Raw genomic sequence first — 25,137 nt, 5'->3', positions numbered from 1 at the left:
GGGGTGTCATACTCAACGTGAGAGGTGTTGATGGTGATACCACGAGCTTTTTCTTCTGGCGCGTTATCGATCTGGTCGAAAGCACGTGCAGAACCGCCGTAGGTTTTAGCCAGTACGGTGGTGATCGCTGCAGTCAGGGTAGTTTTACCGTGGTCAACGTGGCCGATAGTACCAACGTTAACGTGCGGTTTTGTACGTTCAAATTTTTCTTTAGACACGGCTATATTCCTTACTATAGCGCTCTCCCCTTCTGGAGAGAGCACGGGACTTTGGTTTTAACCCTGCGGCTTATTTGCCACGGGCTTCGATTACGGCCTGAGCGACGTTGTTCGGTGCATCATCATACTTCAGGAATTCCATAGTGTATGATGCGCGACCTTTAGTCAGAGAACGCAGCTGAGTTGCGTAGCCGAACATTTCGGACAACGGTACTTCAGCGTGGATCTTAACGCCAGTCACTTCAGATTCCTGACCACGCAGCATGCCGCGACGACGGCTCAAGTCACCGATAACGTCACCGGTGTTCTCTTCTGGAGTCTCAACTTCAACCTTCATGATAGGCTCAAGCAGAACTGGTTTCGCTTTCTTAAAGCCTTCTTTAAAGGCGATAGACGCGGCCAGTTTAAACGCCAGTTCAGAGGAGTCAACGTCGTGGTAAGAACCGAAGTGCAGACGAATACCCATGTCTACTACCGGGTAACCAGCCAACGGACCAGACTTCAGCTGCTCCTGGATGCCTTTATCAACGGCAGGGATGTATTCGCCAGGAATTACACCACCTTTGATGTCGTTGATGAACTCGTAACCTTTCGGGTTAGAGCCCGGCTCCAGTGGGTACATGTCGATCACAACGTGACCGTACTGACCGCGACCACCAGACTGCTTGGCGTGCTTACCTTCAACATCGGTAATCTTCGCGCGAATCGCTTCGCGGTAAGCTACCTGAGGTTTGCCCACGTTAGCTTCAACGTTGAATTCACGCTTCATGCGGTCAACGATGATGTCGAGGTGCAGTTCACCCATACCGGCGATGATGGTCTGGTTAGACTCTTCGTCAGTCCATACGCGGAATGACGGGTCTTCTTTAGCCAGACGGCCCAGAGCCAGACCCATTTTTTCTTGGTCAGCTTTGGTTTTTGGTTCAACGGCGATAGAGATTACCGGCTCAGGGAACTCCATACGCTCCAGGATGATTGGAGAGTCTGGATCACACAGGGTGTCCCCGGTGGTCACGTCTTTCAGACCGATCGCAGCGGCGATGTCGCCAGCGCGAACTTCTTTGATCTCTTCACGCTTGTTGGCGTGCATCTGAACGATACGGCCGAAACGCTCGCGCGCAGCCTTAACAGAGTTCAGCACGGTGTCGCCGGAGTTAACAACGCCGGAGTACACGCGGAAGAAGGTCAGGTTACCCACGAACGGGTCGGTAGCGATTTTGAACGCCAGCGCAGAGAACGGCTCGTCATCACTTGCGTGACGCTCAGCCGGAGTATCTTTGCCATCGTCCAGGATACCGTTGATCGCAGGAACGTCAGTTGGTGCCGGCAGGTATTCGATTACCGCATCCAGCATCGCCTGTACGCCTTTGTTCTTGAACGCAGAACCACAGGTAACCAGGATGATTTCGTTGTTCAGCACGCGCTGACGCAGAGCGGATTTGATTTCTTCCTCGGTCAGCTCTTCGCCGCCCAGGTATTTTTCCATCAGCTCTTCGGAAGCTTCCGCAGCGGACTCGATCAGGTTCTGGCGCCATTCTTCAGCCAGATCCATCATGTCAGCCGGCACGTCTTCGTATTCGAAGGTTACGCCTGCGTCTTCTTCGTTCCAGTTGATCGCCTTCATCTTCACCAGGTCGATAACGCCGGTGAATTTGTCTTCTGCGCCGATAGCCAGCTGCAGAGGAACAGGGTTGGCGCCCAGACGAGTTTTGATCTGGCCTACAACTTTCAGGAAGTTAGCGCCCATACGGTCCATTTTGTTAACGAACGCGATACGTGGCACTTTGTATTTGTTAGCCTGACGCCATACGGTTTCAGACTGTGGCTGAACACCACCAACAGCACAGTAAACCATTACCGCGCCATCCAGCACACGCATGGAACGTTCTACTTCGATGGTGAAGTCAACGTGCCCTGGGGTGTCGATGATGTTTACGCGATGCGGTTCGAACTGCTTGGCCATACCAGACCAGAAGGCAGTAGTCGCTGCAGAAGTGATGGTAATACCACGCTCCTGCTCCTGTTCCATCCAGTCCATGGTGGCAGCGCCGTCATGAACTTCACCGATTTTGTGGTTTACACCGGTGTAGAACAGAATACGTTCGGTAGTGGTGGTTTTACCGGCGTCGATGTGAGCACTGATACCGATGTTACGGTAGCGTGCAATGGGTGTTGTACGAGCCATTTGATTCCTCTATTCCTAGGGCGTTCAAGTTCAGTTAACCCAAGCGGGCCGATTTGACGCGCCCGCTTGGTTAGCATGACTACAGCCGGATGATTACCAGCGGTAGTGGGCGAACGCCTTGTTGGCTTCGGCCATACGGTGAACGTCTTCACGCTTCTTAACAGCAGAACCTTTGTTCTCTGCTGCATCAGACAGCTCGTTCGCCAGGCGCAGAGCCATGGATTTATCACCGCGTTTACGTGCAGCATCAACGATCCAACGCATTGCCAGAGCATTACGACGAACCGGGCGGACTTCAACTGGTACCTGATAAGTAGAACCGCCAACGCGACGCGACTTAACTTCTACAGTCGGGCGAACGTTGTCGAGAGCGACTTCGAAAGCTTCCAGGTGATCTTTACCAGAACGCTGAGCCAGGGTCTCCAGCGCGGTATAGACGATTGCTTCTGCAGTAGATTTTTTACCGTCTACCATCAGGATATTTACAAATTTGGCCAGCAGCTCAGATCCGAACTTAGGATCTGGCAGGATTTTACGTTGGCCGATTACGCGACGACGTGGCATGGAAATACTCCGTTGTTAATTCAGGATTGTCCAAAACTCTACGAGTTTATTTTGACATTAAAGTTAAAACGTTTGGCCTTACTTAACGGAGAACCATTAAGCCTTTGGCTTCTTCACGCCGTACTTGGAACGAGCTTGCTTACGGTCTTTAACACCGGAGCAGTCAAGTGCACCACGGACGGTGTGGTAACGCACACCTGGCAAGTCTTTTACACGACCGCCACGGATCAGGATTACGGAGTGTTCCTGCAGGTTGTGGCCTTCGCCACCGATGTAGGAAGTGACTTCGAAACCGTTGGTCAAACGCACACGGCAAACTTTACGCAGTGCGGAGTTTGGTTTTTTCGGGGTAGTGGTATATACGCGGGTGCATACGCCACGTTTCTGCGGGCAGGCTTCCAGCGCTGGAACGTTGCTTTTAGCAGCCTTCACAGAGCGTGGTTTGCGAACCAGCTGGTTAATTGTTGCCATTAAAAAAGCTCCTGGTTTTTGCTTCGTACTAGCTTCGTAAACATGTGATAAATCCCCTCGTATGCACTACTGGCAAAGTACGAGGACGCAGAATTTTATGGCTGACCAGTATGGGTGTCAAGAAATATACAACATCACTCTCATCACCAGGCCATTTGGCTGCGGTGTTGTTCGGTTAATTCAACGAAGTGATTATAGCCGACGACAGTGATTTTGTGCGAAAAATGACCAACCAATCCCCGGGCTTCCAGGTCGTCCTGCAGCGCATAAAGGGATATGGGGGCGGCGAGCAGCGATTCAAGATGGGCGCTGCCGGCAAGGCCTGCCAGCACGCCGTCCTGCAGCAGCATCAGCGCGTCGCCCTGCGCCGTCAGGCGCAGCAACGCAGGCAGGTCACATTGGTTTGGCGAATGGCTCAGGGTATACAGCATCAGAGGATCCTAAAACGTCATCACGGCGTCGTAGCCGTCCAGTTCGCGGCGCAGTTCGTCCGGCGCCAGCACCTCGGCGTCCAGCACCCAATCGGTCACCTGGCTCAGTCCGCGTTCCTGCAGTGAAGCCTGGCACAGATAGCACCGCTCCACGTCATACAGCGGCAGCACGCCAAAGGTGGCAATGTAATTGCGCGCCAAAATCTTTTCCGGCTGTTGGCCCGGCAACAGCTGCAATACGCCATCGCCGACAAAAAACACCCCCACATCTTCACTGAGCGCCGACGTGGCGAGCAGCGCATCCAGCCCTTCCCTGCCGCTGGCGCCGCCGTGCGGCCCGTGGGTGAAAACAAAAGCGACTCGTTTCATCATTTCCTCAGAACTGCACCAGACGGTCGCAACTTAGCGACGCTTCGGCCAGGGAACCCAGCCCGCTCAGGGTAAAACCGGGCTGCAGGTTGGCGCTTGCCAGCCCCTGCTGCACCGCCTCCTGCTCGTCGGTGACGCCGCGGCGCAACGCGGCGGCCACGCAGACGTTGAGCGCCACGCCGTGTTGCTGAGCCAGCTGCGCCCAACCGCGCACCAGGTCGAACTCATCGCTGGCGGGCGCGGTCAGCTGGTTGGCGTTCAACACCCCTTCGCGGTAGAAAAAGACGCTGGAAAGCCGGTGCCCTTTCGCCAGCAGGGCCTGAGCGAACTGATAGGCGCTGCTGGCCTGCTGCGTGCCGTAAGCCGGACCGGTGACCAACAGACAATAATCGAGCATCAACGGTCGCTTCCCAACAGATCGCCGCTCTTGAACTGGCGAATGTACAAATACACGGTGTGTTTGGAGATATTCAGGCGATCCGCCACCTGATTGATCGCATCCTTGATGTCGAAGATGCCTTTCTCATAGAGGTTTAGCACTACCTGGCGGTTCTTGGCGTTATTGGATACCGAGCGATCGGCATTCACCTCTTCGATGGTGAACTCCAGCGTCTGCGCCACCAGATCGTCGACTGAAGACGCGAAATTCACCGACGACGGCACGTCCTGCGTGGCCGGCGGCATAAAGGTCTGCATAATCTGCGAGAACGGCACATCGAGGTTCATGTTGATGCACAACAAGCCGATTACCCGCTGTTCGCGATTGCGAATGGCGATGGTCACCGACTTCATCAGCACGCCGCTCTTGGCGCGGGTGAAGTAGGCTTTCGACACGCTGCTGTCGTCGCCGGCCATGTCGTGCAGCATGCGCAGCGCCAGGTCGGTGATCGGCGAACCGATTTTACGCCCGGTATGTTCCCCGTTGGCGATGCGCACCGCCGAACTGTTCAGGTCTTCCAGCGCGTGCAATACGATCTCGCAGTGGCCGCCGATCAACATCGCCAGCCCATCGACCACCGCTTCATAGGATTTCAGGATTTCATGATCCGTTTGAGTAAACGGACGTTCATTCAGCAAATCAAGTTCGCTGGCTTCGCTGGATAAAAGCGAATTCGACATCGAAGATACCACCCTCATAGATCGCCTGTGCCAGGGGGCGCAGCTAAAACCGCTCGGACCGGATCGCTGCCGTCGTCGACACGCCGCAGCACGGCTGGCTGAGAGCAGCATAAACGGCACGATGACATCCGCGGGCGAGGCGGCCGGGAACAATTTTAGGTACACGCCCTAAGGGGCAGACGCATGACTGATAAGTCAGAATTATTAGTCTAGCAAAGCGGCCGGAGCAAAGTCCTTGCGTTTGCGCGTGGTATTGACGTTAAGCCCGATGCCCGGCAGGCGTCAAGCGTTCAATGGAGAGAGAAGCGGCGGCGGTCGAAATGAAAACCGCCGCGGAGGGCATCCGCGGCGGTGGCAAACAGAGCGACGAGATTATTTCGCTTTAGCGTCTGCTTTCGCGTCAGCCGATTTTTCGGCTTTAGCGTCGGCTTTCGGCGCCGCTTTCACGTCCAGCAGCTCAACGTCGAACACCAGCGTGGAGTTAGCCGGGATGCCCGGAACGCCGGTTTTGCCGTAGGCCAATGCCGGCGGGATCACCAGCTTGATTTTGCCGCCTTTCTTGATGTGCTTCAGGCCTTCGGTCCAGCCCGGGATCACGCCATCCAGACGGAACGACAGCGGCTCGCCGCGGGTGTAGGAGTTATCGAACTCGGTACCGTCGGTCAGGGTGCCTTTGTAGTTTACTACCACGGTGTCGCTGTCTTTCGGTGCTTCACCCGCGCCCGGTTTCTCTACCTGGTACAGCAGGCCGGATTCGGTTTTCTTCACGCCTTTTTCTTTCGCGAAGCTGTCGCGGTACTTGGCGCCTTTGGTTTCGTTGTCCTTGGCGTCCTGTTCCATCTTCGCCTGAGCGGAAGCCTTCACGCGCGCTTCGAAGCCCTGAAGGGTCTTCTCGATGTCGGCGTCGTTCAGCTTGCTCTTGTTGGCGAACGCGTCCTGAACGCCGGCGATCAGCTGATCTTTGTCCAACTTGATGCCCAGCTTCTCTTGCTCTTTCAGAGAGTTGTCCATGTAACGGCCGAGAGAGGCGCCCAGTGCGTAAGCGGCTTGCTCGTCGTCGTTTTTGAACTTGCCGGTGCTCGGTGCTGCCGCCGCGTCCGCTGGTTTAGCGGCTTCTGCCGGTTTGGCGGCATCGGCTGCCATGACCTGGGTCGCATTCAGAGCAAAAGCCATGGTGGTTGCCAGAAGCGTGACTTTAAACAAAGATTTCATCCATTTCTCCAGTGTCTGAAGCAATGCCCCAAACAATCATTAGGTAAGATAACCGGGCTACTATAGCTGCCTGAAACAAAACAAAACAGTCGCACAGGTAACCAATCGAGTCAAAGTGTGACTCCCGCTTTGCCAAGAAGTTTCCCCCCGTGTGCTACTCGCATGATAAATCAGATTTTTCTTGCAGAATATTCGGCGAGGTTAGCAAAAAACGGCGTATCGGGCGTGCAACTTTTCAGCACTTTACACTGCCGATCGCAACGTTGCGCGCCGCCTGGAGAAATAGCGCGAGCAAACCCGGCGTCAGCTGTTACCATAACGCCGAATCAGGATTTTATCGCGTCAGAGGTAGCCTCATGCACAACGCCGACATTCAACGCCTGCTACAGCGGCTTGAAGAACTGGAGAGCCGCCAGGCCTTCCAAGAGCTCACCATCGAAGAGCTCAACCAGACCGTCATCCAGCATCAAATGGAAATGCTGAAGATGCGCGAACACCTGCGCATGTTGACCGACAAGCTGCGCTCGACCCAAACCTCAATGATCGCCTCGCAATCGGAAGAAACCCCTCCGCCGCACTATTGAGGGCCCGCTGCGCGGTTATTTCAGGCGTGCCAGCCCGTCGACGGCACGCTCGAGATAGCGGCGCGGGCACCCCAGGTTGATGCGGATAAAACCGCTCCCCTGCGGGCCGAAACCGCTGCCCATCGACGGCGCCAGCTTCGCCACCGCCACCAGCGCCTGCTGTAAGTCAGCATCGTTCAAACCCAGTGCACGGCAATCCAGCCAGGCGAGATAAGTCCCTTCAGCCTGGGTCATCGTGCACCAGGGCGCGGCGGCCGCCAGCGCCTGCTCAAACCAGCGCCGATTCTCCGCCAGGTAGTCGAGCAGCTCATCAAGCCAGGCAGCGCCCCGTTGATAGGCCGCAGTCGCCGCCGTCATCGACAGCGCGTTGAATACATCCAGCCCGTGGGCGTTCAGCCGATCGACAAACGCCTGCCGCAGCCGGGCATTGGGGATCAGGAAATTCGAAATGCGCAGCGAAGAGAGTCCGAAGGTTTTGCTGGCGGACGTCGCCGCAATCACCCGCTCGCGATATTCCTCGTCCAGATGCAACACCGATGTAAACGTCTCGCCGGGCAGCAGCAGATCGGCCCAAATTTCATCGGAGATCACCGTGACATCGTGGGCGTGGCAGATCGCCATGAGCCGCTCCAGCTCGTCGCGGCGCCAGCAACGGCCGGTCGGATTGTGCGGATTGCACAGCAACAACAGCGGCGGTTTGCGCTGCGCCAGGCAGGCGGCCAGCCGGTCGAAATCGATCCGGTATCCCTGCGGGGTTTCCAGCAGCGGATTTTCAATCACCTCTCTGCCGTTCATGGTGACTATCTTGGCGAACGAGCCATAGTACGGCCCCTGCACCACCACGCCGTCCCCCGGCTTGCTGAGCAGTTGGATCAGCATCGCCAACCCCGGCACCACCCCTTCAATCGACGTGAACCACTCGCGCCGCAGCGGCAAGTCGTGCCGCTTGGCAAACCAGTCGATCGCCGCCTGGTAGTAGGCGTCGTCGCGTTCGCTGTAGCCAAAGACGCCGTGGTCCACCCGCTGATGCAGCGCCTGTTGCACCTCCGGCGGGCATGGAAAGTCGAAATCGGACACCCACATCGGCAACAATTCGCTGCCGTCCAGTTGCAGATAGCGGTCGATGAAGTCCCACTTCACGGAGCCGGTATTGTGGCGATCGATGATGGCGTTGAAATGACTCGTCATGTCAGGCTTCCTTACGCTGCAAGTCGTTCTGAGGTTGGAGTTTGGCGATACCGAAGCCGGTGAAGCCATAAATCAGGGCGAACACCACGGCGACATAACATTGGATCGCCCACGGCAGCAGATCGAGCGTGCTCACTCCCAGCGTGGTCGCCATGTAAATACCGGCGGCCGTCCACGGGATCAGCGGCTCGATGACGGTGCCCGCATCTTCGACGGTGCGCGACAGGTTTTTGTTGTCCAGCCCCATGCGTCGATAGGCCCCTTTGAACAGCTCCGCCGGGATCAGCAGCGCCAGCTTGCCGTCGCTGGTCGCGCCGGTCACCAGGATGGTGGTGGCAACGGTAGCGGCGATCAGCTGGCCGGTGGTGTGCACCACTTTCAGCAGCCGGCTGATGATCACCGTCAGCGCGCCGGTCAGCGTCAAGGCGCCGGCGAAGGAAAAGGCGCAGAACACCAGCAGGATCGTACTCATCATCGAGAACATGCCGCCGCGGTTCAGCAGGCGCGGCACATCGGCAACAATCCCTTCAACGTTATGGCCCTGGCTGGCGAACATCGACAGATTGAAACCGTCCATCAACGCATTCAGCCCCTGTTGCAGGCTAAAACCCTGCAGCGCGACGCCGATGGCGATCGCCAGCGCGCAGGCGGCCAGCATGACGGGGATCACCGGCCGTTTGGTCACCGCGCCCCACAGCACCAGCACCGGCGGCAGGATCAACAGCAGATTGAAATGGTACAACCCCTCAAGCGCGCTGACGATTTCGGTCACTTTTTCCGGCGTTGCCACGCTGCCCACCGCGCCGGTGTGGCCGGCGATCAGGTACACCACGGCGGCCAGGATGAAGCTCGGCAGCGTCGTGTACATCAGATGCTGGATATGGCTGTAGAGATCGGTATCCGCGACGATAGCCGCGAAGTTCGTCGAATCGGACAACGGGGAAATTTTGTCGCCGAAGTAGGCGCCGGACACCACCGCCCCGGCCGCGGCGGCCAGCGGCACGTCCAGACCGGCGGCCACGCCCATCAGCGCCACGCCCACGGTGCCGGCCGCCCCCCACGAGGTACCGGTGCACACCGAGATCACGCTGGTGATGAAGAACGCGGCGATTAGAATGTATTGCGGGCTAATCAGCTTCAGCCCCCAATACACCATGTAAGGGATTGTGCCGCTGATCATCCAGGTGCCGATCAGGCCGCCCACGCAGATCAGGATCATGATCACCGGCATCGCCTTAGCCAGCTTGGCCACGATGGCCCCGATGATGTCATCCCAGCTGTAGCCCTGCCACCAGGCCAACGCGGCGGCGATGGCGGCGGACACCAGCAGCAGCGGTTCAATGCGCAGGCCAAACTGGCCATAGCCGATGATGAGCAGCAACAGCATGGCCACAATCGGCAGCGTCGCCAGCCCAAGGTTGAGCGTTTTCTTATTATCCATATACGGCTCCTGTTGAAGAGGGGGGTACTGCAACAGCGTAATGGCTTCGGTAATCGGAGGATGTGAGCGCAGGCCACTGGCCATGTAATCGGTTTCATGAGATGGCGTTATGTGAGCCGCCTCTCATTCGCCGTGCTTGCTTTGCCCAGTCCTCTCACCATCGGCGACGGAGTCTCGCAGGATAAGTTCGGCCGAAAAGCGGTTGTTACGTGGCACAACGTCGCTGCCGCTGTGGATTTGTAGCGCCAGACGCGCGGCACGTCGGGCCATTTTCTCGATGGGGTAATGCACGGTGGTCAACGCGGGGTGGAGATATTTCGCCAGGGCAATGTCGTCAAAACCGACGATCGACAGCGCTTCAGGCAACTGGACTTGCCGTTGGTGGCAGGTGCGCATCATGCCGGCGGCCATCACGTCGTTGAACGTCACTGCGGCGGTGAAGCGTTGGTCGCTGGCCAGAACGCGCTCGGCCGCCAGTTCGCCCCCTCTTTCATTGAAGGGCACGCTGATGATCCAGCTGCCGGGCACCTCAATGCCGCCGGCGGCCATGGCCTGGCGGTAACCCGCTAACCGCTGCGCGCGGTCGTCGATCGGCAGATCCGTTGTCACGCAGGCGATTCTCCGATGCCCCTGACGAATGAGCAGCTTGGTCGCCGTCTGCGCAGCATTGGCGTTGTCGAGCCAGATGCAACGGTTGGCGATGGCGGGCAGGTAACGGTTGATCAGCACCAGCGCGGGCGTGTGGGCGGCGTAGCGCAGCAGCTCCTCCTCCCCCATGCGCGTGACGTGCGCCACGATGGCTTCGCATCCCTGATTGATGAGAAAGTCGAGGCCGCTTTTTTCCAGTTCGGCCTGATGCCCGCCGCTGCACAACATCAAACGCACGCCGGCCTGTCGCGTGATGTCTTCCACGCCCCGCGCCAGGCGTGAAAAAAACGGATCGTCGAGGTTACCGGTCAGCAACCCCAGCATATTGCCGCTTCTTTTCGCCAGCGCCAGCGCGGCGGCGTTGCGGTGGTAGTTAAACTCGCGCATCGCCTTCTCGACGCGTTCGCGGGTCACCGGCTCAACGTAGGCGGTATTATTGATCACCCGGCTGACGGTGGCCGTGGAAACGCCGGCGCGGCGCGCAACGTCTTTCATGGTGGCCATGACATGTCCTGTCGTGCTGTTCGGCGCCCGGTGCGCCGCGCATAAAAAAGGGCAGCCGATGGCCGCCCTCTTGTCTCGTGATCGCGTTCTGCTTAGTGGCAGCCGCAACCGCCGTTACCGCAACCGCCTTTACCGTGGTCGTGACCATGGTCGTGATCGTGGCTGTGGCCGTGACCGCCGCAGCAGCCTTCACCGTGTTCGTGGTGATGGTCGTGCTCGCCGTGTACGTGACCGTGTGCCAGTTCTTCTGCGGTCGCTTCGCGGATCGCGACAACTTCCACGTTGAAGTTCAGGTTTTGGCCGGCCAGCATGTGGTTGCCGTCAACCACCACGTGGTCGCCGTCAACTTCGGTGATTTCAACCGGTACCGGACCCTGATCGGTGTCAGCCAGGAAACGCATGCCGACCTGCAGTTCGTCAACGCCCATGAAGACGTCTTTCGGTACGCGCTGCACCAGATTTTCGTCGTAGTTGCCGTACGCGTCGTTCGCGCCGACGTGAACGTCAAAACGATCGCCAACGTCGTGGCCTTCGAGCGCTTTTTCCAGACCTGCGATCAGAGAACCATGCCCGTGCAGATAGTCCAGCGGTGCGCTCACCGGAGACTCATCAACCAAAACACCGTCTTCTGTACGTACTTGGTAAGCCAGGCTGACCACCAAGTCTTTTGCTACTTTCATGATATCTCCTACCGTTGGCTACTAGGACGCGCACCGTTATCGGGATGCGCGCCTTTTCCGGACAGATTGTAACGGAAATCTGCCTCGCTGTACCCTCCGGGATAAAAAAACGCTACTTCGGCTGAAAAATGCCGATCACCTGCTCTTGCGGGCGAACGTGTTTTTCCACCTGTTGTTCGGTCTGGCGCTGGTGATGGCCGCACTTGACGCACTCCACCACTTCCACCTGATCCTCCCGCCATACCGCCAGTGTATCCATGGCGCTACAGCTCGGGCACACCGCCCCGGCGATAAATCTCTTACGTGTTGCAGACATCGTTATGCTCCCGCTTATTCATATTCATCCCAGCCGTCAAACTGGCGACTTTCTTTTTGCATTTCGCGATGGAACAGCTCTTCCAGCTCGCGCCGCGCCTCTTTCACGCGGGAAATTTGCGCCACGTCGCCCTGATGCGGCGGCATCAGCTCACGCAGCATGCGCATATCCAGGCGGCGGAAATGCTGCTGGGCACGGAAGGCCTGATGGGGGTGCATGCCCAACTCCATCAACGCCTTGCGCCCCAGTTCCAGCGCGCTGGAGAAGGTTTCGCGGCTGAACTGTTTCACGCCCGCCTGCAGCAACTCATGCGCCTCCACGCGGCCGCGTGCCCGCGCCAGAATACTCAGATTCGGGAAGTGCTGCTGGCACAGCCGCACGATCTCCATGGTGTCTTCCGGCTCATTGCAGGTGATCACGATCGACTTGGCCTTTTCGGCGCCCGCCGCGCGCAGCAGCTCCAGCTCGGTGGCGTCGCCGTAATAAACCTGATATCCGTAACGCCGCAGCACGCCAACGGCGCTGACGTCGCGTTCCAGTACGGTAATGCGCATTTTGTTGGCCATCAACAGGCGGCCGATCACCTGGCCGAAACGCCCGAAGCCAACGATGATCACCTGCGGATCGTCGTCCTCTACGTACGGCGTCTCCTCGTCTTCGCCTTTGGCGTTATAGCGGCGCGCCAAAATGCGGTCGATGGCCTGCATGAGTAGCGGTGTGGTCATCATCGACAGCGTCACTACCACCAGCAGCAAAGAGAGTTGATCCGGCTGCAGCACCTTTTGCGCGCCCGCCGCAGAAAACAGCACGAAGGCAAACTCGCCGCCCTGGCTGAGCACGCCGGCAAACTGCAGGCGCACCGAACTACGCAGGCCGAACAGGCGCGACACGCCGTAGAGCACGCCGGATTTCACCGCCACCAGCACCAGCACGCCGATCAACACCTCGGCCAGATGGGTGTAGAGCACGCCGATATTCAACACCATGCCCACCGAGATAAAGAACAGCCCCAGCAGCAGCCCTTTAAACGGCTCGATGGAGATCTCCAGTTCGTGGCGGTATTCGCTCTCCGCCAGCAGCACGCCGGCAATGAAGGTGCCGAGCGCCATCGACAGGCCAAGCGTCTCCATAAACAGCGCCGAGCCGAGCACCAGCAACAGCGCCGCGGCAGTGAAGATCTCGCGCACGCCGGAAGCGGCGATATAGCGGAACAGCGGCCGCAGCAGGAAGCGGCCGCCGATCAGCATGCCGCCGAACGCCGCCACCTTGAGCGCGATCTTCGCCCAGTCGTCGCTGGTGCCGCCGGCGCCGGCCAGAATGGGGATCAACGCCAGCGCCGGGATCACCGCCATATCCTGGAACAGCAGCACCGAGAAACCCAGCTGCCCGCCTTCGTTGCGGTTCATGCCCTTTTCGCGCATCAGCTGCAGCGCCATGGCGGTGGAAGACATCGCCAGGCCGATACCGCCGATCACCGCCGCCTGCCAGGCGAAGTGCGTCAGGTACAGCAACGCGCCCAGCACCGCCGCGGTGATCAACACCTGGCCGGCGCCGGCGCCGAAGATCGAGCGCCGCAGCTCCCACAGCTTGCTGGGATTCAGCTCCAGGCCGATGATGAACATCAGGAACACCACGCCCAGTTCGGAGAAGTGCAGGATCTCGTCAACGTCGCGAATGAAGCCCAATCCCCACGGGCCGATGGCGATACCGGCGATCAGATAGCCCAGCACCGCGCCAATCCCCAGACGACGGGCGATCGGCACCGTCACCACCGCGGCAAACAGGAACAGCAAAATGGCGGTCAGTAAGGTCGATCCTTCCATGATCATCGTCCTCCGTGCGGCAGCGGGTGGCTCAGCCAGTCCCCGTAGGCGTCCGCATGGCTGCGCAGCACCTCCGGCTTTTGCCGCCGCGCCCAATACACCACGAACGGCGTCAACCAATGCATATGGCACATCCCGGCGGTCAGCTCGAACGGCCGCAGGATATCTTCCATCGGATAGTGGTTATAACCGCCGGTACGGTAGGCGCCTTCCGGCTCGCCGGTGGTGATCACCGAGCGCCAGTACTTGCCCGCCAGCGCATTGCCGCCCACGCCGCTGGCGAAGCCGCGCGCCAGCACGCGATCCAGCCACTCCTTCAGCAGCGCCGGGCAGCTGTAGGTATAGAGAGGATGCTGAAACACGATGACCTGATGCTCACGCAGCAGCTGTTGTTCGTGATGGATATCGATAAAAAAATCAGGATAGTGCGCGTAGAGATCGTGCACGGTGACATGTTCCAACTGCTGCGCCGGTCGAAGCAAAACCCGGTTCGCCACCGAGTCATGGGATTCCGGATGGGCATACAGCAGCAAGACCTTGGGCGGCTGCGACATCATTCCCCTCCAAAGCGTCGTCAGGGTAGCGGTTTTCCGTTACCATGCATCGCAAAGACAAAAACAGCGCGCGGTGCGCGTTCTGTTACCTTAATGATAATTTAACATACTCTGAACATACGGCGCTTTATGATTGTATTCTCCTCGCTACAAATCCGACGCGGCATCCGCGTCCTGCTGGACAACGCCACGGCGACGGTTAATCCAGGTCAGAAGGTCGGCCTGGTGGGCAAAAACGGCTGTGGTAAATCCACGCTGTTGTCGCTGCTGAAGGGCGAGATCGCGGCGGACGGCGGCAGCTTCACCTTCCCCGGCAACTGGGCGCTGGCCTGGGTCAACCAGGAGACGCCGGCGCTGGACGTGCCGGCGATCGAGTATGTTATCGACGGCGACCGCGAGTTTCGCCAGCTTGAAGCCGAGTTGCAGGCAGCCAACGATCGCAACGACGGCCACGCCATCGCCACCCTGCACGGCAAGCTGGACGCCATCGACGCCTGGACCATCCGTTCCCGCGCCGCCAGCCTGCTGCACGGCCTCGGTTTCTCCAACGAACAGCTGCAAAGCCCGGTGCGCGACTTTTCCGGCGGCTGGCGCATGCGCCTCAACCTGGCGCAGGCGCTGGTGTGCCGTTCCGATCTGCTGCTGCTCGACGAACCGACCAACCACCTGGATCTCGATGCGGTGATCTGGCTGGAGCGCTGGCTGAAAAGCTACCCCGGCACGCTGGTGCTGATCTCGCACGACCGCGACTTCCTCGATCCGATCGTCGACAAGATCCTGCATATCGAACAGCAGACGATGAACGAGTACACCGGCAACTACTCGTCGTTCGAACGCCAGCGCGCCACCAAGCTGGCGCAGCAGCAGTCGCTGTATCAGCACCAGCAAGAGAAAGTGGCGCACCTGCAAAGCTATATCGACCGTTTCCGCGCGCAGGCCACCAAGGCCAAACAGGCGCAGAGCCGCATCAAGATGCTGGAGCGCATGGAGCTGATAGCCCCGGCGCACGTCGACAACCCGTTCACCTTCAGCTTCCGCCCGCCGGAAAGCCTGCCGAACCCGCTGCTGCGCATGGAAAAAGTCAGCGCCGGGTATGGCGATAAAGTGATCCTGAAGTCAATCAAGCTGAACCTGGTACCCGGCTCGCGCATTGGCCTGCTCGGCCGCAACGGCGCCGGGAAATCGACGCTGATCAAACTGCTGGCCGGCACCCTGGAGCCGCTGAGCGGCGAGATCGGCCTGGCGAAAGGCATCAAGCTGGGTTACTTCGCCCAGCATCAGCTGGAATTTTTGCGCGCCGACGAATCGCCGCTGCAGCACCTGAGCCGCATCGCCCCAAGGGTGCTGGAGCAGCAGCTGCGCGACTATCTGGGCGGTTTCGGCTTCCAGGGCGACAAGGTCAGCGAAATGACCGAGCGTTTCTCCGGCGGCGAGAAGGCGCGGCTGGTGCTGGCGCTGATCGTCTGGCAGCGCCCGAACCTGCTGCTGCTCGATGAACCGACCAACCACCTGGATCTCGACATGCGTCAGGCGCTGACCGAGGCGCTGATCGATTTCGAAGGCGCGTTGGTGGTGGTATCGCACGACCGTCACCTGCTGCGCTCCACCACCGACGATCTGTACCTGGTGCACGACGGCCAGGTCGAGCCTTTCGAGGGCGATCTCGACGATTATCAGCAGTGGCTTGTCGACCTGCAGCGCCAGGAAAGCCAGCAGGACGCGCCGGAAAAAGAGAGCGGCGGCAACAGCGCGCAGGCGCGCAAGGATCAAAAACGCCGCGAGGCGGAGTTCCGTACGCAAACCCAACCGCTGCGCAAGCAGATCGCCAAGCTGGAACAGCAGATGGAAAAACTGGGCGCCGAACTGGCGGCGGTGGAGGAACAGCTGGCGGATCCCGCGCTGTACGACATCAGCCGCAAGGCCGAGTTGACCGACTGCCTGCAAAAGCAAAGCCAGGCCAAATCCGCGCTGGAAGAGACGGAAATGACCTGGCTGGATGCGCAAGAACAGCTGGAGCAGTTAACGCAGGCGTTCGAAGCCTAAGCCTCAGGCCTTGTAAAAAGGTTTATCCCCCAGAATGGTCGCGCGGTGCATGATGCGCCGCTGCGGCAGATAATCCGCGTTGGCGTAGTGCTGCGTCACGCGGTTATCCCAGATCGCCACGTCATTTTCCTGCCAGCGCCAGCGCACCTGAAACTCCGGCTTAGTGACGTGAGCGAACAGGAAATTCAGTAAAGCATCGCTCTCCTTCGGCGCCACATCCACGATCCGCGTGGTGAACCCTTCATTGACGAACAGCGCCTGTCGGCCGCTGACCGGGTGAGTGCGCACCACCGGATGCAGCAGCGGCGGGTTTTTCTGCACCGCCAGTTGCCAGCGCTGGTGTTCTTCTTCGCTACCGCGATGCTTGTGCTCCGGGAACGACTTGGTGAAGTCATGCTCTGCGCGCAACCCCGCGAGCAGCGTTCTGAACGGCGCCGACAGCGCTTCGTAGGCCGCGATGCCACTGGCCCACAGCGTATCGCCGCCGGTGGCAGGCAAGGTCTTGGCCGCCAGGATCGCGCCCAGCGGCGGGTTCTCGATAAAGGTCACGTCGGTGTGCCAGTTGTCGTTGTCCGGCGGATTGTCGTCGTGAGTATCGAGCACGATGATCTCTTCCACGTCGGTGGCGTGCGGATAGACCGGATGGATATGCAGATCGCCGAAGCGCCCGGCCAGATCGCGCTGCTGCAGCGGCGTGATCGGCTGGTTGCGGAAGAACAGCACCTGATGCTTGAGCAACGCATGATAAAGCTGTTCAAACTGGCCGTCGCCCAACGGCCGGGCCAATTCGACGTTTTCCACCAGCGCCCCGATGTAAGGCCCCAGCGGGGTGATATTCAGACGTTCGTTCATTGCTGTACTCCATGCCACGGGGTCAATCGGCGCTGCAGGGCGCGCAGCCCCAGCTCCAACCCAAATGCAATCACCGCAATCACGCCGATGCCGGCCAACACCACGTCGGTCGCCAAAAACTCACCGGCGGATTGCACCATAAATCCCAGGCCGCGCGTGGCGGCGATCAGTTCGGCGGCCACCAGCGTCGACCAGCCGACGCCCAGCCCGATGCGAATGCCGGTCAGGATCTCCGGCAGCGCGCTCGGCAGCACCACGAAACGCAGCACCTGCCAACGCGTGGCGCCCAACGCGCGGGCAGCGCGCACTCGTACCTGCGCCACGCTGCGCACGCCGGCCACGGCGGAGAGCGTCACCGGCGCGAAGATCGCCAGATAAATCAGCAAGATTTTCGAGGTCTCGCCGATGCCGAACCAAATCACCATCAGCGGCAGATAGGCCAGCGGCGGCACCGGACGATAGATCTCAATCAGCGGATCGAGGATGCCGCGCACCGTGTCGTTCAGCCCCATGGCGATGCCCACCGGAATGCCGACGATCACCGCCGCCAGCAGCGCCACCAAAATGCGCCCCAGGCTGGCCGCCAGATGCTGCCACAGCGTGGCGTCCATAAAGCCTTGCGGGCTGGCGATGGTGATCAACTGGTGCAGCACCTGCTGCGGCGCCGGCAAAAACAGCGGGCTGATCAGCTGCAGCGCCGTCACGCCCCACCACACCGCCAACACCGTCAACAGCGTGGCGCCGCTCAACCAAACGTTGCGCGGCACGCTGAAACGGCGCGCCGCTTTGCCCTGCGGCTGCGCCGCGGCCTTCAGAGTGGAATGCAGGCTCATAGCAAGGCCTCGCGCTGTTGGAAAACTTTGCCCAGCACGTATTCGCGCTGAGCGATAAATTCAGGATCGGACTTGATGGCGCGGCAGGCTTCGCCGTCGGCATAGCGCTGGCCGAAGTTCAGCGACAGCCGCTCCACCACCTGCCCCGGCCCCGGCGACAGCAGCAACAGTTCACTGGCGAGGAACACCGCCTCTTCGATATCGTGGGTGATCAGCAGCACCTGTTTGCCGGTATCTCGCCAGATGGTCAACAACAACTCCTGCATCTGCTCGCGAGTGAACGCGTCCAGCGCGCCGAACGGCTCATCCAGCAACAGCAGACGCGGATCGGCGGCCAGAGCGCGGGCGATGCCGACGCGTTGGCGCATGCCGCCGGAAAGCTGCCAGATGAAATGCCGCTCGTAACCGGCCAGACCGACTCGCTGCAGCATCTGCTGCGCCACCTGGCGGCGCTGCGCCTTGCCGACGCCGGCCAGCTGCAGGCCGAACTCGACGTTGTCCACCACGTTACGCCACGGCAGTAAGCCCTCATGCTGGAACACCACGCCCCGTTCGGCGCTTGGTCCATGAACGGACGTTCCATCCAGCGTGATGCTGCCAGCTGAAGGCTCGATAAACCCGGCGATTAAATTCAGCAGCGTGGTTTTGCCGCAGCCCGACGGGCCGAGCACCACCACCAGTTGCCCGGCGGCGATCTGGAACGACACGTCACGCAGCGCGGGCCGCCCCTGATACTCTGCTGAAAGATGGCTGACGTTTAGCATCCTGCTTCCTTACGACTGCGGCGCAGCCTGCACCTGTTTCACAAAACGGTCGGTCACATAAGCGCTGTAATCGCTGTCGACCTGCGGGATCTTGCCCTGCTGCTTGAGGAATTCGGCGGTATCGCGGATTGCCTTGTCCACCGGCTGGCCGAGTTGGGCAACCTGATCGGCCACCGGCAGATAACGGTTCCCCTTCACCAGTTCCGGCACCTGCGCTTCCGGCACGCCGCTCAGGCGCGCCAGCGTGCTGAGATGGCTCGGATCTTTAAGCCACTGTTCCGGTGCCGCCAGGTAGGCCTTTTGCGCCTGCAGGGCGCTGGCGGCAAAGGCGGTTACTACGTCGGGATGTTTCTCTGCGAAGTCTTTGCGCACCACCCACACATCCAGCGTCGGTGAACCCCATTCGCCCACCTGCGCGGAGTCGGTCAGCACCTTGCCCTGTTTGGCCAGTTCGTTGACCACCGGCGCCCAGACGTAAGCGCCGTCGATGTCGCCGCGCTGCCAGGCGGCGGCGATGGCCGGCGGCTGCAGATTGAGGATCTTCACCTGTTCAGGCTTGATGCCCCAATGTTTGAGCGAGGCCAGCAGGCTGTAATGGGTGGTGGAAATAAACGGCACCGCAATGCGCTTGCCGATCAGATCCTGCGGGCTTTTGATGTCATTTTTCACCACCAGCGCTTCGGAGCTGCCGAGCTGCGAGGCGATGAGGAACACTTCGATGGGGAGTTTTTGGCTGGCGGCCACCGCTAGTGGGCTGGAGCCGATATTGCCGATCTGCACATCGCCGGAGGCCAGCGCGCGCAGCACGCTGGAGCCGCTGTCGAACTTACGCCAGTCGACGGTCGCGCCGGACTGTTTGGCGAAGCTGTTTTCCGCCTGCGCCACCTTGGCCGGCTCCGCCGACGTCTGGTACGCCACGGTCACGTCCACCGCGTAGGCGCTGGCCGCGCTGAGCGACAACGCCAGCAGCGCCGCGTTGCGTAAAGAAAAGAGTTTGCCCGCCATGTTCCGCTCCGTTGATAAAAATCTGTTCAGTTGCTGACAGTTTTATCTGAGCGATGACGGGCGATAAAAGAATAAAAAAGTCTTCTTTATTACCTTAGGTAATATTAAAACGGATCACAGCGCGATCGTCCCGTGCAAGAACACGTGAGCGTAGCCGCCCAGCAGCGTGCGGTCCCCTTGCAGTTCGCAGAACAGCTCGCCGCCGCGCGCCGAAATCTGCCGGGCGTGCAACCGATGGCGGCCGAGACGCGCCGCCCAGTAAGGCATCAGCGTACAGTGCGCGGAGCCGGTCACCGGATCCTCGCCGCCGTCGAGCGTGAAATAGCGCGAAACGAAGTCCACGGTGTCACCCGGCGCGGTGACGATCACCGCGCGGCCGGCCAATGCGATCAGCGCCGGGATGTCCGGCCGCAGCGCGCGCACCTGCGCCTCGTTTTCAAGCACCACCAGCAGCGCTTTCGCCTGCCACACTTCCTGCGGCTGCACGCCCAGCAGCGCCGCGAGGCCCGCCGGTTCGGCGACTTTCTGCGGCGGCCTGGCGGGGAAATCAAGCACCAGCCGCTCCCCGTCCCGCTCATCGCGCTTGACGAACAGCTCGCCGCCGGCCGATCTGAAGCGAATATCCTTCAGCGCCGGGTTAACCGCGCTGAACATCACATGCGCCGCCGCCAGCGTGCCGTGGCCGCAAAGATCGACCTCGCGTTCCGGGGTAAACCAGCGGATGGCGGTCATGTCGCCGTCATCCCAGACAAAGCTGGTCTCCGGCAGGCCGATCTCGTTGGCGATCGCCTGCAGCCGCTCCGCCGGCAGCGGCTGCGTCAGCAGGCAGACCCCGGCCGGGTTGCCGCGCAACCCTTCGCCGGTAAAGGCGACCACGTGATAATAGTTTTCCGCCATCGTTCACTCCTTAATGCCAGATCAGTAACACACAGGCTGCAGTCAACAACCCCATGGAAACGTTGAAGATAACCCAGGCCTTTTTACTGCGCAGCAGGCGGCCAATCAGGGTGCCGAACGCCAGCCAGATAATGCCGGCGACGATGTTCACCACCACAATGCCCAGCGCGATCGCCGCAATGGAACCGTTGTACTTATCGCCCGCCAGGCTGAAGCTCGCCACCGCCCCCAGCGCCATCAGCCAGGCTTTCGGGTTGAGAAACTGCAGCAGCCAGCCCTGATACAGCCGCACCGGCTGCGGTGGCGCCACGTCGGTTTCCAGCTTTTCATAGGCGGCGGTGGCGACTTTCCATGCCAGCCACAGCAGATACAGGCTGCCGAGGATTTTCAGGATCAGGTGCAGCGACGGGTAGACCAGGATCAGGCTGCCGACGCCGAACGCCACCAGCAGCAAGATGCTTTGCATGCCGAGCATGATACCGACCATCAGCCACAGCGATCGCATAAAGCCGAAGTTAGCGCCGGAGGTGGTCAGCAGCAGATTATTGGGGCCAGGCGTGATGGCGGCGACCCACAGGAAGCCCAGCATCGAAAGGAATAAACTCGGTTCCATGGCACGGGTGCTCCTCACCCAAGGCGCTTTTTTGCAGTATCATTGTTAATTCTTGGTATTGAAGCTAACAGTGCGCTAGGGATCTCACAATAGCCGCCCACAACATTTTACTCAGCCTATGCCTAACACCTTTCGCCCTCTGACAGGGGCCAGTAACCCGCACCTGCAAACGCTGTTGCCGCGGCTGGTGCGCCGCCGCGTGTTATTGAAACCGCATTGGCAACGGTTGGAATTGCCCGACGGCGATTTCGTCGATCTCGCCTGGAGCGAGGATCCGGCGCAGGCGCGCGACAAGCCGCGCGCGGTGCTGTTTCATGGCCTGGAAGGCAGCTTCTACAGCCCCTACGCGCACGGCCTGCTCAACGCCTGGCGCGAGCGCGGCTGGCTCGGCGTGGTGATGCACTTTCGCGGCTGCAGCGGCGTGCCCAACCGCAAGCAGCGTATCTACCACTCCGGTGAAACCGAAGACGCGCGCTTCTTTCTGCGCTGGCTGCGCGATAGCTACGGCGAGGTGCCGACCGCGGCGGTAGGCGTTTCGCTCGGCGGCAACATGCTGGCCTGCTATCTGGCGCAACAAGGCGCCGACAGCCTGCTGCAGGCGGCGGTGGTGGTCTCGGCGCCGCTGATGCTGGAACCCTGCGCCTACCGCATGGAGCAAGGCTTCTCCCGCGTTTATCAGCGCTACCTGCTGGGGCAGCTGAAACAAAACGCCACCCGCAAGCTGTTGCACTACCCGGACACTCTGCCGCTCAAACTGTCACAGCTGAACGGGTTGCGACGCATCCGCGAATTCGACGACGCCATCACCTCGCGCATTCACGGCTTCAGCGACGCCACCGACTATTATCGCCGCTGCAGCGCCCTGCCGCTGTTGCCGTCTATCCAGACGCCGCTGCTGATCATCCATGCGAAGGACGACCCTTTCATGACCCCTGAGGTGATCCCCGACGTCGCCGGCCTGCCGCGCAATATCGAATATCAGCTGACTGAGTTCGGCGGCCACGTCGGCTTCGTCGGCGGCACGCTGAAAAAACCGCACATGTGGCTGGAGCATCGCATTCCGGCCTGGCTTTCCCCTTATCTGGACATTCCGACGTGATTATTCCCTGGCAAGAACTGGCAACCGACACCCTGAACAGCCTGATCGAATCCTTTGTGCTGCGCGAAGGCACCGATTACGGCGAACACGAACGCTCGCTGGAGCAGAAGGTGGAGGACGTGCGCCGCCAGCTGAAAAACGGCGAAGTGGTGCTGGTGTGGTCGGAACTGCATGAGAGCGTCAACATCATGCCGCGCGGCCAATTCCGCGCCGGGCAGGAAGAAATTTAGTGGCGCCCGGTTCTATGACTGACGGAAAAAATCAGGTAACAATGGGACATTGCAAACCAGCGCGCGCCATTTTTCCTGACATAGAGAGCGTCAACAAGAGCCACAATAATCCCCTGACGCCGGCGCATTCAACACGGAGTGACAACCATCATGTCTGCCAAACATCCCGTTATCGCGGTGACCGGTTCCAGCGGCGCCGGCACCACCACCACCAGCGTGGCGTTCCGTAAAATCTTCCAGCAGCTCAATATCCGCGCCGCCGAACTGGAGGGCGACAGCTTCCACCGCTATACCCGGCCGGAAATGGACGCGGCGATCCGCAAGGCGCGCGATCTGGGCAGACACATCAGCTATTTCGGCCCCGAGGCCAACGACTTCGGCCTGCTGCAGCAGAGCTTTATCGACTACGGCAAAAACGGCACCGGCCGTTCGCGCAAGTATCTGCACACCTACGACGAAGCGGTGCCCTACAATCAGGTGCCGGGCACCTTCACCCCGTGGGAGCCGCTGCCGGCGCCGACCGACGTGCTGTTCTACGAGGGGCTGCACGGCGGCGTGGTCACCGAGCACCATGACGTGGCCAAACACGTCGATCTGCTGGTCGGTGTGGTGCCGATCGTCAACCTGGAATGGATCCAGAAGCTGATCCGCGATACCGGCGAACGCGGCCATTCCCGCGAAGCGGTGATGGATTCGGTGGTGCGCTCGATGGAAGACTACATCAACTACATTACGCCGCAGTTCTCGCGCACCCACATCAACTTCCAGCGCGTGCCGACGGTGGACACCTCCAACCCGTTCGCCGCCAAGGCCATTCCCTCACTGGATGAAAGCTTCGTGGTGATCCACTTCCGCGGCCTGGACCAGATCGACTTCCCCTACTTGCTGGCGATGCTGCAGGGATCGTTTATCTCGCACATCAATACGTTAGTGGTGCCAGGCGGCAAAATGGGGCTGGCGATGGAGCTGATCATGGCGCCGCTGGTGCAACGGTTGCTGGAAGGCAAGAAGATCGAATAAATGCGTTGAGCGCGGCGCCGGCCGCGCTCCGCCTCGATTACGCCGGTTGGCGGATCTCGAAGCTGTGGGTTACCGTGGCGGCCTTGTTGAGCATCAGCGCCACCGAGCAGTATTTCTCCGCCGACAGGTTCACCGCACGTTCGACGATCTTGTCGGTCAGATCCTGGCCGGTCACGATGAAGTGCAGGTTGATATGGGTGAACAACCGCGGGGCTTCTTCGCGGCGCTCGGAGGTCAGCTTCACCTCGCAGTCGCGCACGTCGTTGCGCCCCTTTTGCAGGATGGATACCACGTCGATCGCGCTGCAGCCGCCCACCGACATCAGCACCATCTCCATCGGGCTGGGCGCTTTATCACCGGCATTGCCGTCCATCAGCACCTGGTGGCCGGAGGCCGATTCACCCAAAAACGTTAACCCTTCCACCCACTTAACTCTTGCCTGCATTCTGGTCACTCCGGTTGATTTCTTAAAATCAGAGTACGCTTTCGCATAGAAACAGGCAACGTAACCTGATGCTAATCATGCTGAAGCGAGACAACACGAGACACCCGCCTTACTCTGTGCTACAAACAGAGCCGCAATAAATCTTTCCGGGACACTGAATTTCAGGGAAACGCCCAGAGAAAGGCTCCTTTACCGGTATGTTAACAGAATGTAGCTTGCAGCGCTTACGGCAAGTTAATATGCTAGAGCGACAGCGTATTTTTATGACACGCCTCAAAACTTGCCGGTAGCCCTCGCTCATGACTGCGGCTACAGGCGGGTTTTACAGGGAACTCTGACCCCTGTGACACAAGGCAGCGATAACAACAGAGGATAACAGCGAATGGTTCTCGGCAAACCGCAAACAGACCCTACTCTCGAATGGTTCCTGTCTCATTGCCATATCCACAAATATCCATCGAAGAGTACGCTGATTCACCAAGGTGAAAAGGCCGAAACGCTTTACTACATCGTGAAAGGCTCCGTCGCGGTGCTGATCAAGGATGAAGAAGGTAAAGAGATGATCCTGTCCTACCTCAACCAGGGGGATTTCATCGGCGAGCTCGGATTGTTCGAAGAAGGCCAGGAGCGCAGCGCCTGGGTTCGCGCGAAAACCGCCTGTGAAGTGGCCGAAATTTCCTACAAGAAATTCCGCCAGCTGATCCAGGTGAACCCGGACATCCTGATGCGTCTGTCCGCCCAAATGGCGAGCCGCCTGCAGGTCACCTCCGAAAAAGTGGGCAACCTCGCCTTCCTGGACGTGACCGGCCGCATCGCGCAAACCCTGCTGAATCTGGCGAAACAACCTGACGCCATGACTCACCCGGACGGCATGCAGATCAAGATCACCCGTCAGGAGATCGGCCAGATCGTCGGCTGCTCGCGTGAAACCGTTGGCCGTATTCTGAAAATGCTGGAAGATCAAAACCTGATTTCCGCCCACGGCAAAACCATTGTCGTCTACGGCACCCGTTAATCCCCGAAGAAACG

The 25,137-nt window shown here is 59.8% G+C and carries 29 protein-coding genes; 6 read left to right on the top strand and 23 right to left on the bottom strand.

Annotated elements, in window-relative coordinates:
• From ACJ8PN_RS22895 to fkpA, 9 genes are all read right to left on the bottom strand, one after another.
• Positions 1-218, bottom strand: a 218-nt coding sequence (locus ACJ8PN_RS22895) for a GTP-binding protein (RefSeq protein WP_045142993.1), incomplete at its 3' end; no start/stop codon positions are given.
• Positions 219-288: 70 nt separating this feature from the next.
• Positions 289-2,403, bottom strand: a complete 2,115-nt coding sequence (gene fusA / locus ACJ8PN_RS22890) for an elongation factor G (protein ID WP_004930429.1) — start codon at positions 2,401-2,403, stop codon at positions 289-291.
• A gap of 93 nt (positions 2,404-2,496) precedes the next feature.
• The gene (gene rpsG / locus ACJ8PN_RS22885; RefSeq protein WP_004956203.1) at positions 2,497-2,967 is read right to left on the bottom strand and encodes a 30S ribosomal protein S7; all 471 of its coding nucleotides are present in this window, start codon (positions 2,965-2,967) and stop codon (positions 2,497-2,499) included.
• 96 nt (positions 2,968-3,063) lie between these two features.
• Complete coding sequence (rpsL, locus tag ACJ8PN_RS22880) at positions 3,064-3,438, bottom strand: 30S ribosomal protein S12 (RefSeq protein ID WP_004930426.1); 375 nt, start codon at positions 3,436-3,438, stop codon at positions 3,064-3,066.
• 143 nt (positions 3,439-3,581) lie between these two features.
• Positions 3,582-3,869, bottom strand: a complete 288-nt coding sequence (gene tusB, locus ACJ8PN_RS22875; protein ID WP_351108940.1) for a sulfurtransferase complex subunit TusB — start codon at positions 3,867-3,869, stop codon at positions 3,582-3,584.
• 9 nt (positions 3,870-3,878) lie between these two features.
• Positions 3,879-4,238: a sulfurtransferase complex subunit TusC gene (gene tusC, locus ACJ8PN_RS22870; RefSeq protein ID WP_044029960.1), complete on the bottom strand. Its 360-nt coding sequence runs from the start codon at positions 4,236-4,238 to the stop codon at positions 3,879-3,881.
• A gap of 7 nt (positions 4,239-4,245) precedes the next feature.
• Entirely contained in the window at positions 4,246-4,635 is a 390-nt protein-coding gene (gene tusD / locus ACJ8PN_RS22865) for a sulfurtransferase complex subunit TusD (RefSeq protein WP_351108943.1), read from the bottom strand.
• On the bottom strand, positions 4,635-5,357 hold the full coding sequence (locus ACJ8PN_RS22860; RefSeq protein ID WP_004930418.1) for a helix-turn-helix transcriptional regulator: 723 nt from the start codon (positions 5,355-5,357) through the stop codon (positions 4,635-4,637). Before ACJ8PN_RS22860 ends, tusD begins: the two co-directional genes overlap by 1 nt.
• A gap of 372 nt (positions 5,358-5,729) precedes the next feature.
• Complete coding sequence (gene fkpA, locus ACJ8PN_RS22855; protein WP_015379270.1) at positions 5,730-6,569, bottom strand: FKBP-type peptidyl-prolyl cis-trans isomerase; 840 nt, start codon at positions 6,567-6,569, stop codon at positions 5,730-5,732.
• A gap of 356 nt (positions 6,570-6,925) precedes the next feature.
• On the opposite strand from fkpA, the gene ACJ8PN_RS22850 reads away from it, so the two are divergent.
• On the top strand, positions 6,926-7,153 hold the full coding sequence (locus tag ACJ8PN_RS22850; protein ID WP_004930414.1) for a SlyX family protein: 228 nt from the start codon (positions 6,926-6,928) through the stop codon (positions 7,151-7,153).
• A gap of 15 nt (positions 7,154-7,168) precedes the next feature.
• Here ACJ8PN_RS22850 and ACJ8PN_RS22845 read toward each other — a convergent pair whose 3' ends face one another.
• From ACJ8PN_RS22845 to kefG, 7 genes are all read right to left on the bottom strand, one after another.
• Positions 7,169-8,341, bottom strand: coding sequence for a MalY/PatB family protein (locus ACJ8PN_RS22845; protein ID WP_411261681.1), 1,173 nt, complete (start codon positions 8,339-8,341; stop codon positions 7,169-7,171).
• A 1-nt stretch (position 8,342) separates the two neighbouring features.
• Positions 8,343-9,782, bottom strand: a complete 1,440-nt coding sequence (gene nhaC / locus ACJ8PN_RS22840; protein WP_411261682.1) for a Na+/H+ antiporter NhaC — start codon at positions 9,780-9,782, stop codon at positions 8,343-8,345.
• Positions 9,783-9,905: 123 nt separating this feature from the next.
• Positions 9,906-10,934, bottom strand: a complete 1,029-nt coding sequence (locus tag ACJ8PN_RS22835) for a LacI family DNA-binding transcriptional regulator (RefSeq protein ID WP_437189572.1) — start codon at positions 10,932-10,934, stop codon at positions 9,906-9,908.
• A gap of 92 nt (positions 10,935-11,026) precedes the next feature.
• Positions 11,027-11,614 (bottom strand): peptidylprolyl isomerase, encoded by a 588-nt coding sequence (gene slyD, locus ACJ8PN_RS22830; RefSeq protein ID WP_004930407.1) that lies wholly within the window; start codon positions 11,612-11,614, stop codon positions 11,027-11,029.
• Between the two features lie 112 nt (positions 11,615-11,726).
• On the bottom strand, positions 11,727-11,930 hold the full coding sequence (locus ACJ8PN_RS22825) for a YheV family putative zinc ribbon protein (RefSeq protein WP_015379274.1): 204 nt from the start codon (positions 11,928-11,930) through the stop codon (positions 11,727-11,729).
• Positions 11,931-11,944: 14 nt separating this feature from the next.
• Positions 11,945-13,753, bottom strand: a complete 1,809-nt coding sequence (gene kefB, locus ACJ8PN_RS22820; RefSeq protein WP_166730404.1) for a glutathione-regulated potassium-efflux system protein KefB — start codon at positions 13,751-13,753, stop codon at positions 11,945-11,947.
• Positions 13,754-13,755: 2 nt separating this feature from the next.
• Positions 13,756-14,307, bottom strand: a complete 552-nt coding sequence (kefG, locus tag ACJ8PN_RS22815; protein WP_004930395.1) for a glutathione-regulated potassium-efflux system ancillary protein KefG — start codon at positions 14,305-14,307, stop codon at positions 13,756-13,758.
• A 129-nt stretch (positions 14,308-14,436) separates the two neighbouring features.
• Between kefG and ACJ8PN_RS22810 the strand changes: the two genes are divergently transcribed.
• A complete protein-coding gene (locus ACJ8PN_RS22810) occupies positions 14,437-16,350 on the top strand; it encodes an ABC transporter ATP-binding protein (RefSeq protein ID WP_015379276.1) in 1,914 nt (637 codons plus the stop codon).
• Between the two features lie 3 nt (positions 16,351-16,353).
• Here ACJ8PN_RS22810 and tauD read toward each other — a convergent pair whose 3' ends face one another.
• From tauD to ACJ8PN_RS22780, 6 genes are all read right to left on the bottom strand, one after another.
• Complete coding sequence (tauD, locus tag ACJ8PN_RS22805) at positions 16,354-17,202, bottom strand: taurine dioxygenase (RefSeq protein WP_442535236.1); 849 nt, start codon at positions 17,200-17,202, stop codon at positions 16,354-16,356.
• Positions 17,199-18,035 (bottom strand): taurine ABC transporter permease TauC, encoded by an 837-nt coding sequence (gene tauC / locus ACJ8PN_RS22800; RefSeq protein WP_171454865.1) that lies wholly within the window; start codon positions 18,033-18,035, stop codon positions 17,199-17,201. Before tauC ends, tauD begins: the two co-directional genes overlap by 4 nt.
• Positions 18,032-18,799 (bottom strand): taurine ABC transporter ATP-binding subunit, encoded by a 768-nt coding sequence (tauB, locus tag ACJ8PN_RS22795; RefSeq protein WP_351108952.1) that lies wholly within the window; start codon positions 18,797-18,799, stop codon positions 18,032-18,034. The genes tauC and tauB overlap by 4 nt, the downstream gene beginning before the upstream one ends.
• A gap of 9 nt (positions 18,800-18,808) precedes the next feature.
• On the bottom strand, positions 18,809-19,804 hold the full coding sequence (gene tauA, locus ACJ8PN_RS22790; RefSeq protein ID WP_004930383.1) for a taurine ABC transporter substrate-binding protein: 996 nt from the start codon (positions 19,802-19,804) through the stop codon (positions 18,809-18,811).
• 114 nt (positions 19,805-19,918) lie between these two features.
• Positions 19,919-20,701 (bottom strand): PhzF family phenazine biosynthesis protein, encoded by a 783-nt coding sequence (locus ACJ8PN_RS22785; protein ID WP_171454868.1) that lies wholly within the window; start codon positions 20,699-20,701, stop codon positions 19,919-19,921.
• 10 nt (positions 20,702-20,711) lie between these two features.
• Positions 20,712-21,314 carry a LysE family translocator gene (locus ACJ8PN_RS22780; RefSeq protein ID WP_015379281.1) on the bottom strand — a complete coding sequence of 201 codons (603 nt, stop codon included), beginning with the start codon at positions 21,312-21,314 and terminating at the stop codon, positions 20,712-20,714.
• A 118-nt stretch (positions 21,315-21,432) separates the two neighbouring features.
• Here ACJ8PN_RS22780 and ACJ8PN_RS22775 point away from each other — a divergent pair, with 118 nt between their 5' ends.
• The 3 genes from ACJ8PN_RS22775 (at position 21,433) to ACJ8PN_RS22765 (ending at position 23,663) form a co-directional block, all read left to right on the top strand.
• A complete protein-coding gene (locus ACJ8PN_RS22775) occupies positions 21,433-22,413 on the top strand; it encodes a hydrolase (protein ID WP_015379282.1) in 981 nt (326 codons plus the stop codon).
• Positions 22,410-22,643, top strand: coding sequence for a YheU family protein (locus ACJ8PN_RS22770; RefSeq protein ID WP_004930376.1), 234 nt, complete (start codon positions 22,410-22,412; stop codon positions 22,641-22,643). The genes ACJ8PN_RS22775 and ACJ8PN_RS22770 overlap by 4 nt, the downstream gene beginning before the upstream one ends.
• 150 nt (positions 22,644-22,793) lie before the next feature.
• Entirely contained in the window at positions 22,794-23,663 is an 870-nt protein-coding gene (locus ACJ8PN_RS22765; RefSeq protein WP_004930374.1) for a phosphoribulokinase, read from the top strand.
• Between the two features lie 37 nt (positions 23,664-23,700).
• Here the strand turns inward: ACJ8PN_RS22765 and ACJ8PN_RS22760 are convergent, their stop codons facing one another.
• Positions 23,701-24,108 carry an OsmC family protein gene (locus ACJ8PN_RS22760; protein ID WP_004930372.1) on the bottom strand — a complete coding sequence of 136 codons (408 nt, stop codon included), beginning with the start codon at positions 24,106-24,108 and terminating at the stop codon, positions 23,701-23,703.
• Positions 24,109-24,490: 382 nt separating this feature from the next.
• On the opposite strand from ACJ8PN_RS22760, the gene crp reads away from it, so the two are divergent.
• Entirely contained in the window at positions 24,491-25,123 is a 633-nt protein-coding gene (gene crp / locus ACJ8PN_RS22755) for a cAMP-activated global transcriptional regulator CRP (protein ID WP_004090925.1), read from the top strand.
• The last annotated feature ends 14 nt before the right edge of the window (positions 25,124-25,137 follow it).

Source organism: Serratia sp. CY76391 (assembly GCF_052166695.1).
In the GTDB taxonomy this organism is placed as follows: Bacteria; Pseudomonadota; Gammaproteobacteria; order Enterobacterales; family Enterobacteriaceae; genus Serratia; species Serratia nematodiphila.
The sequence above is the reverse complement of the archived record's forward strand: the minus strand, read 5'-3'. Positions and strand labels throughout refer to the sequence as shown.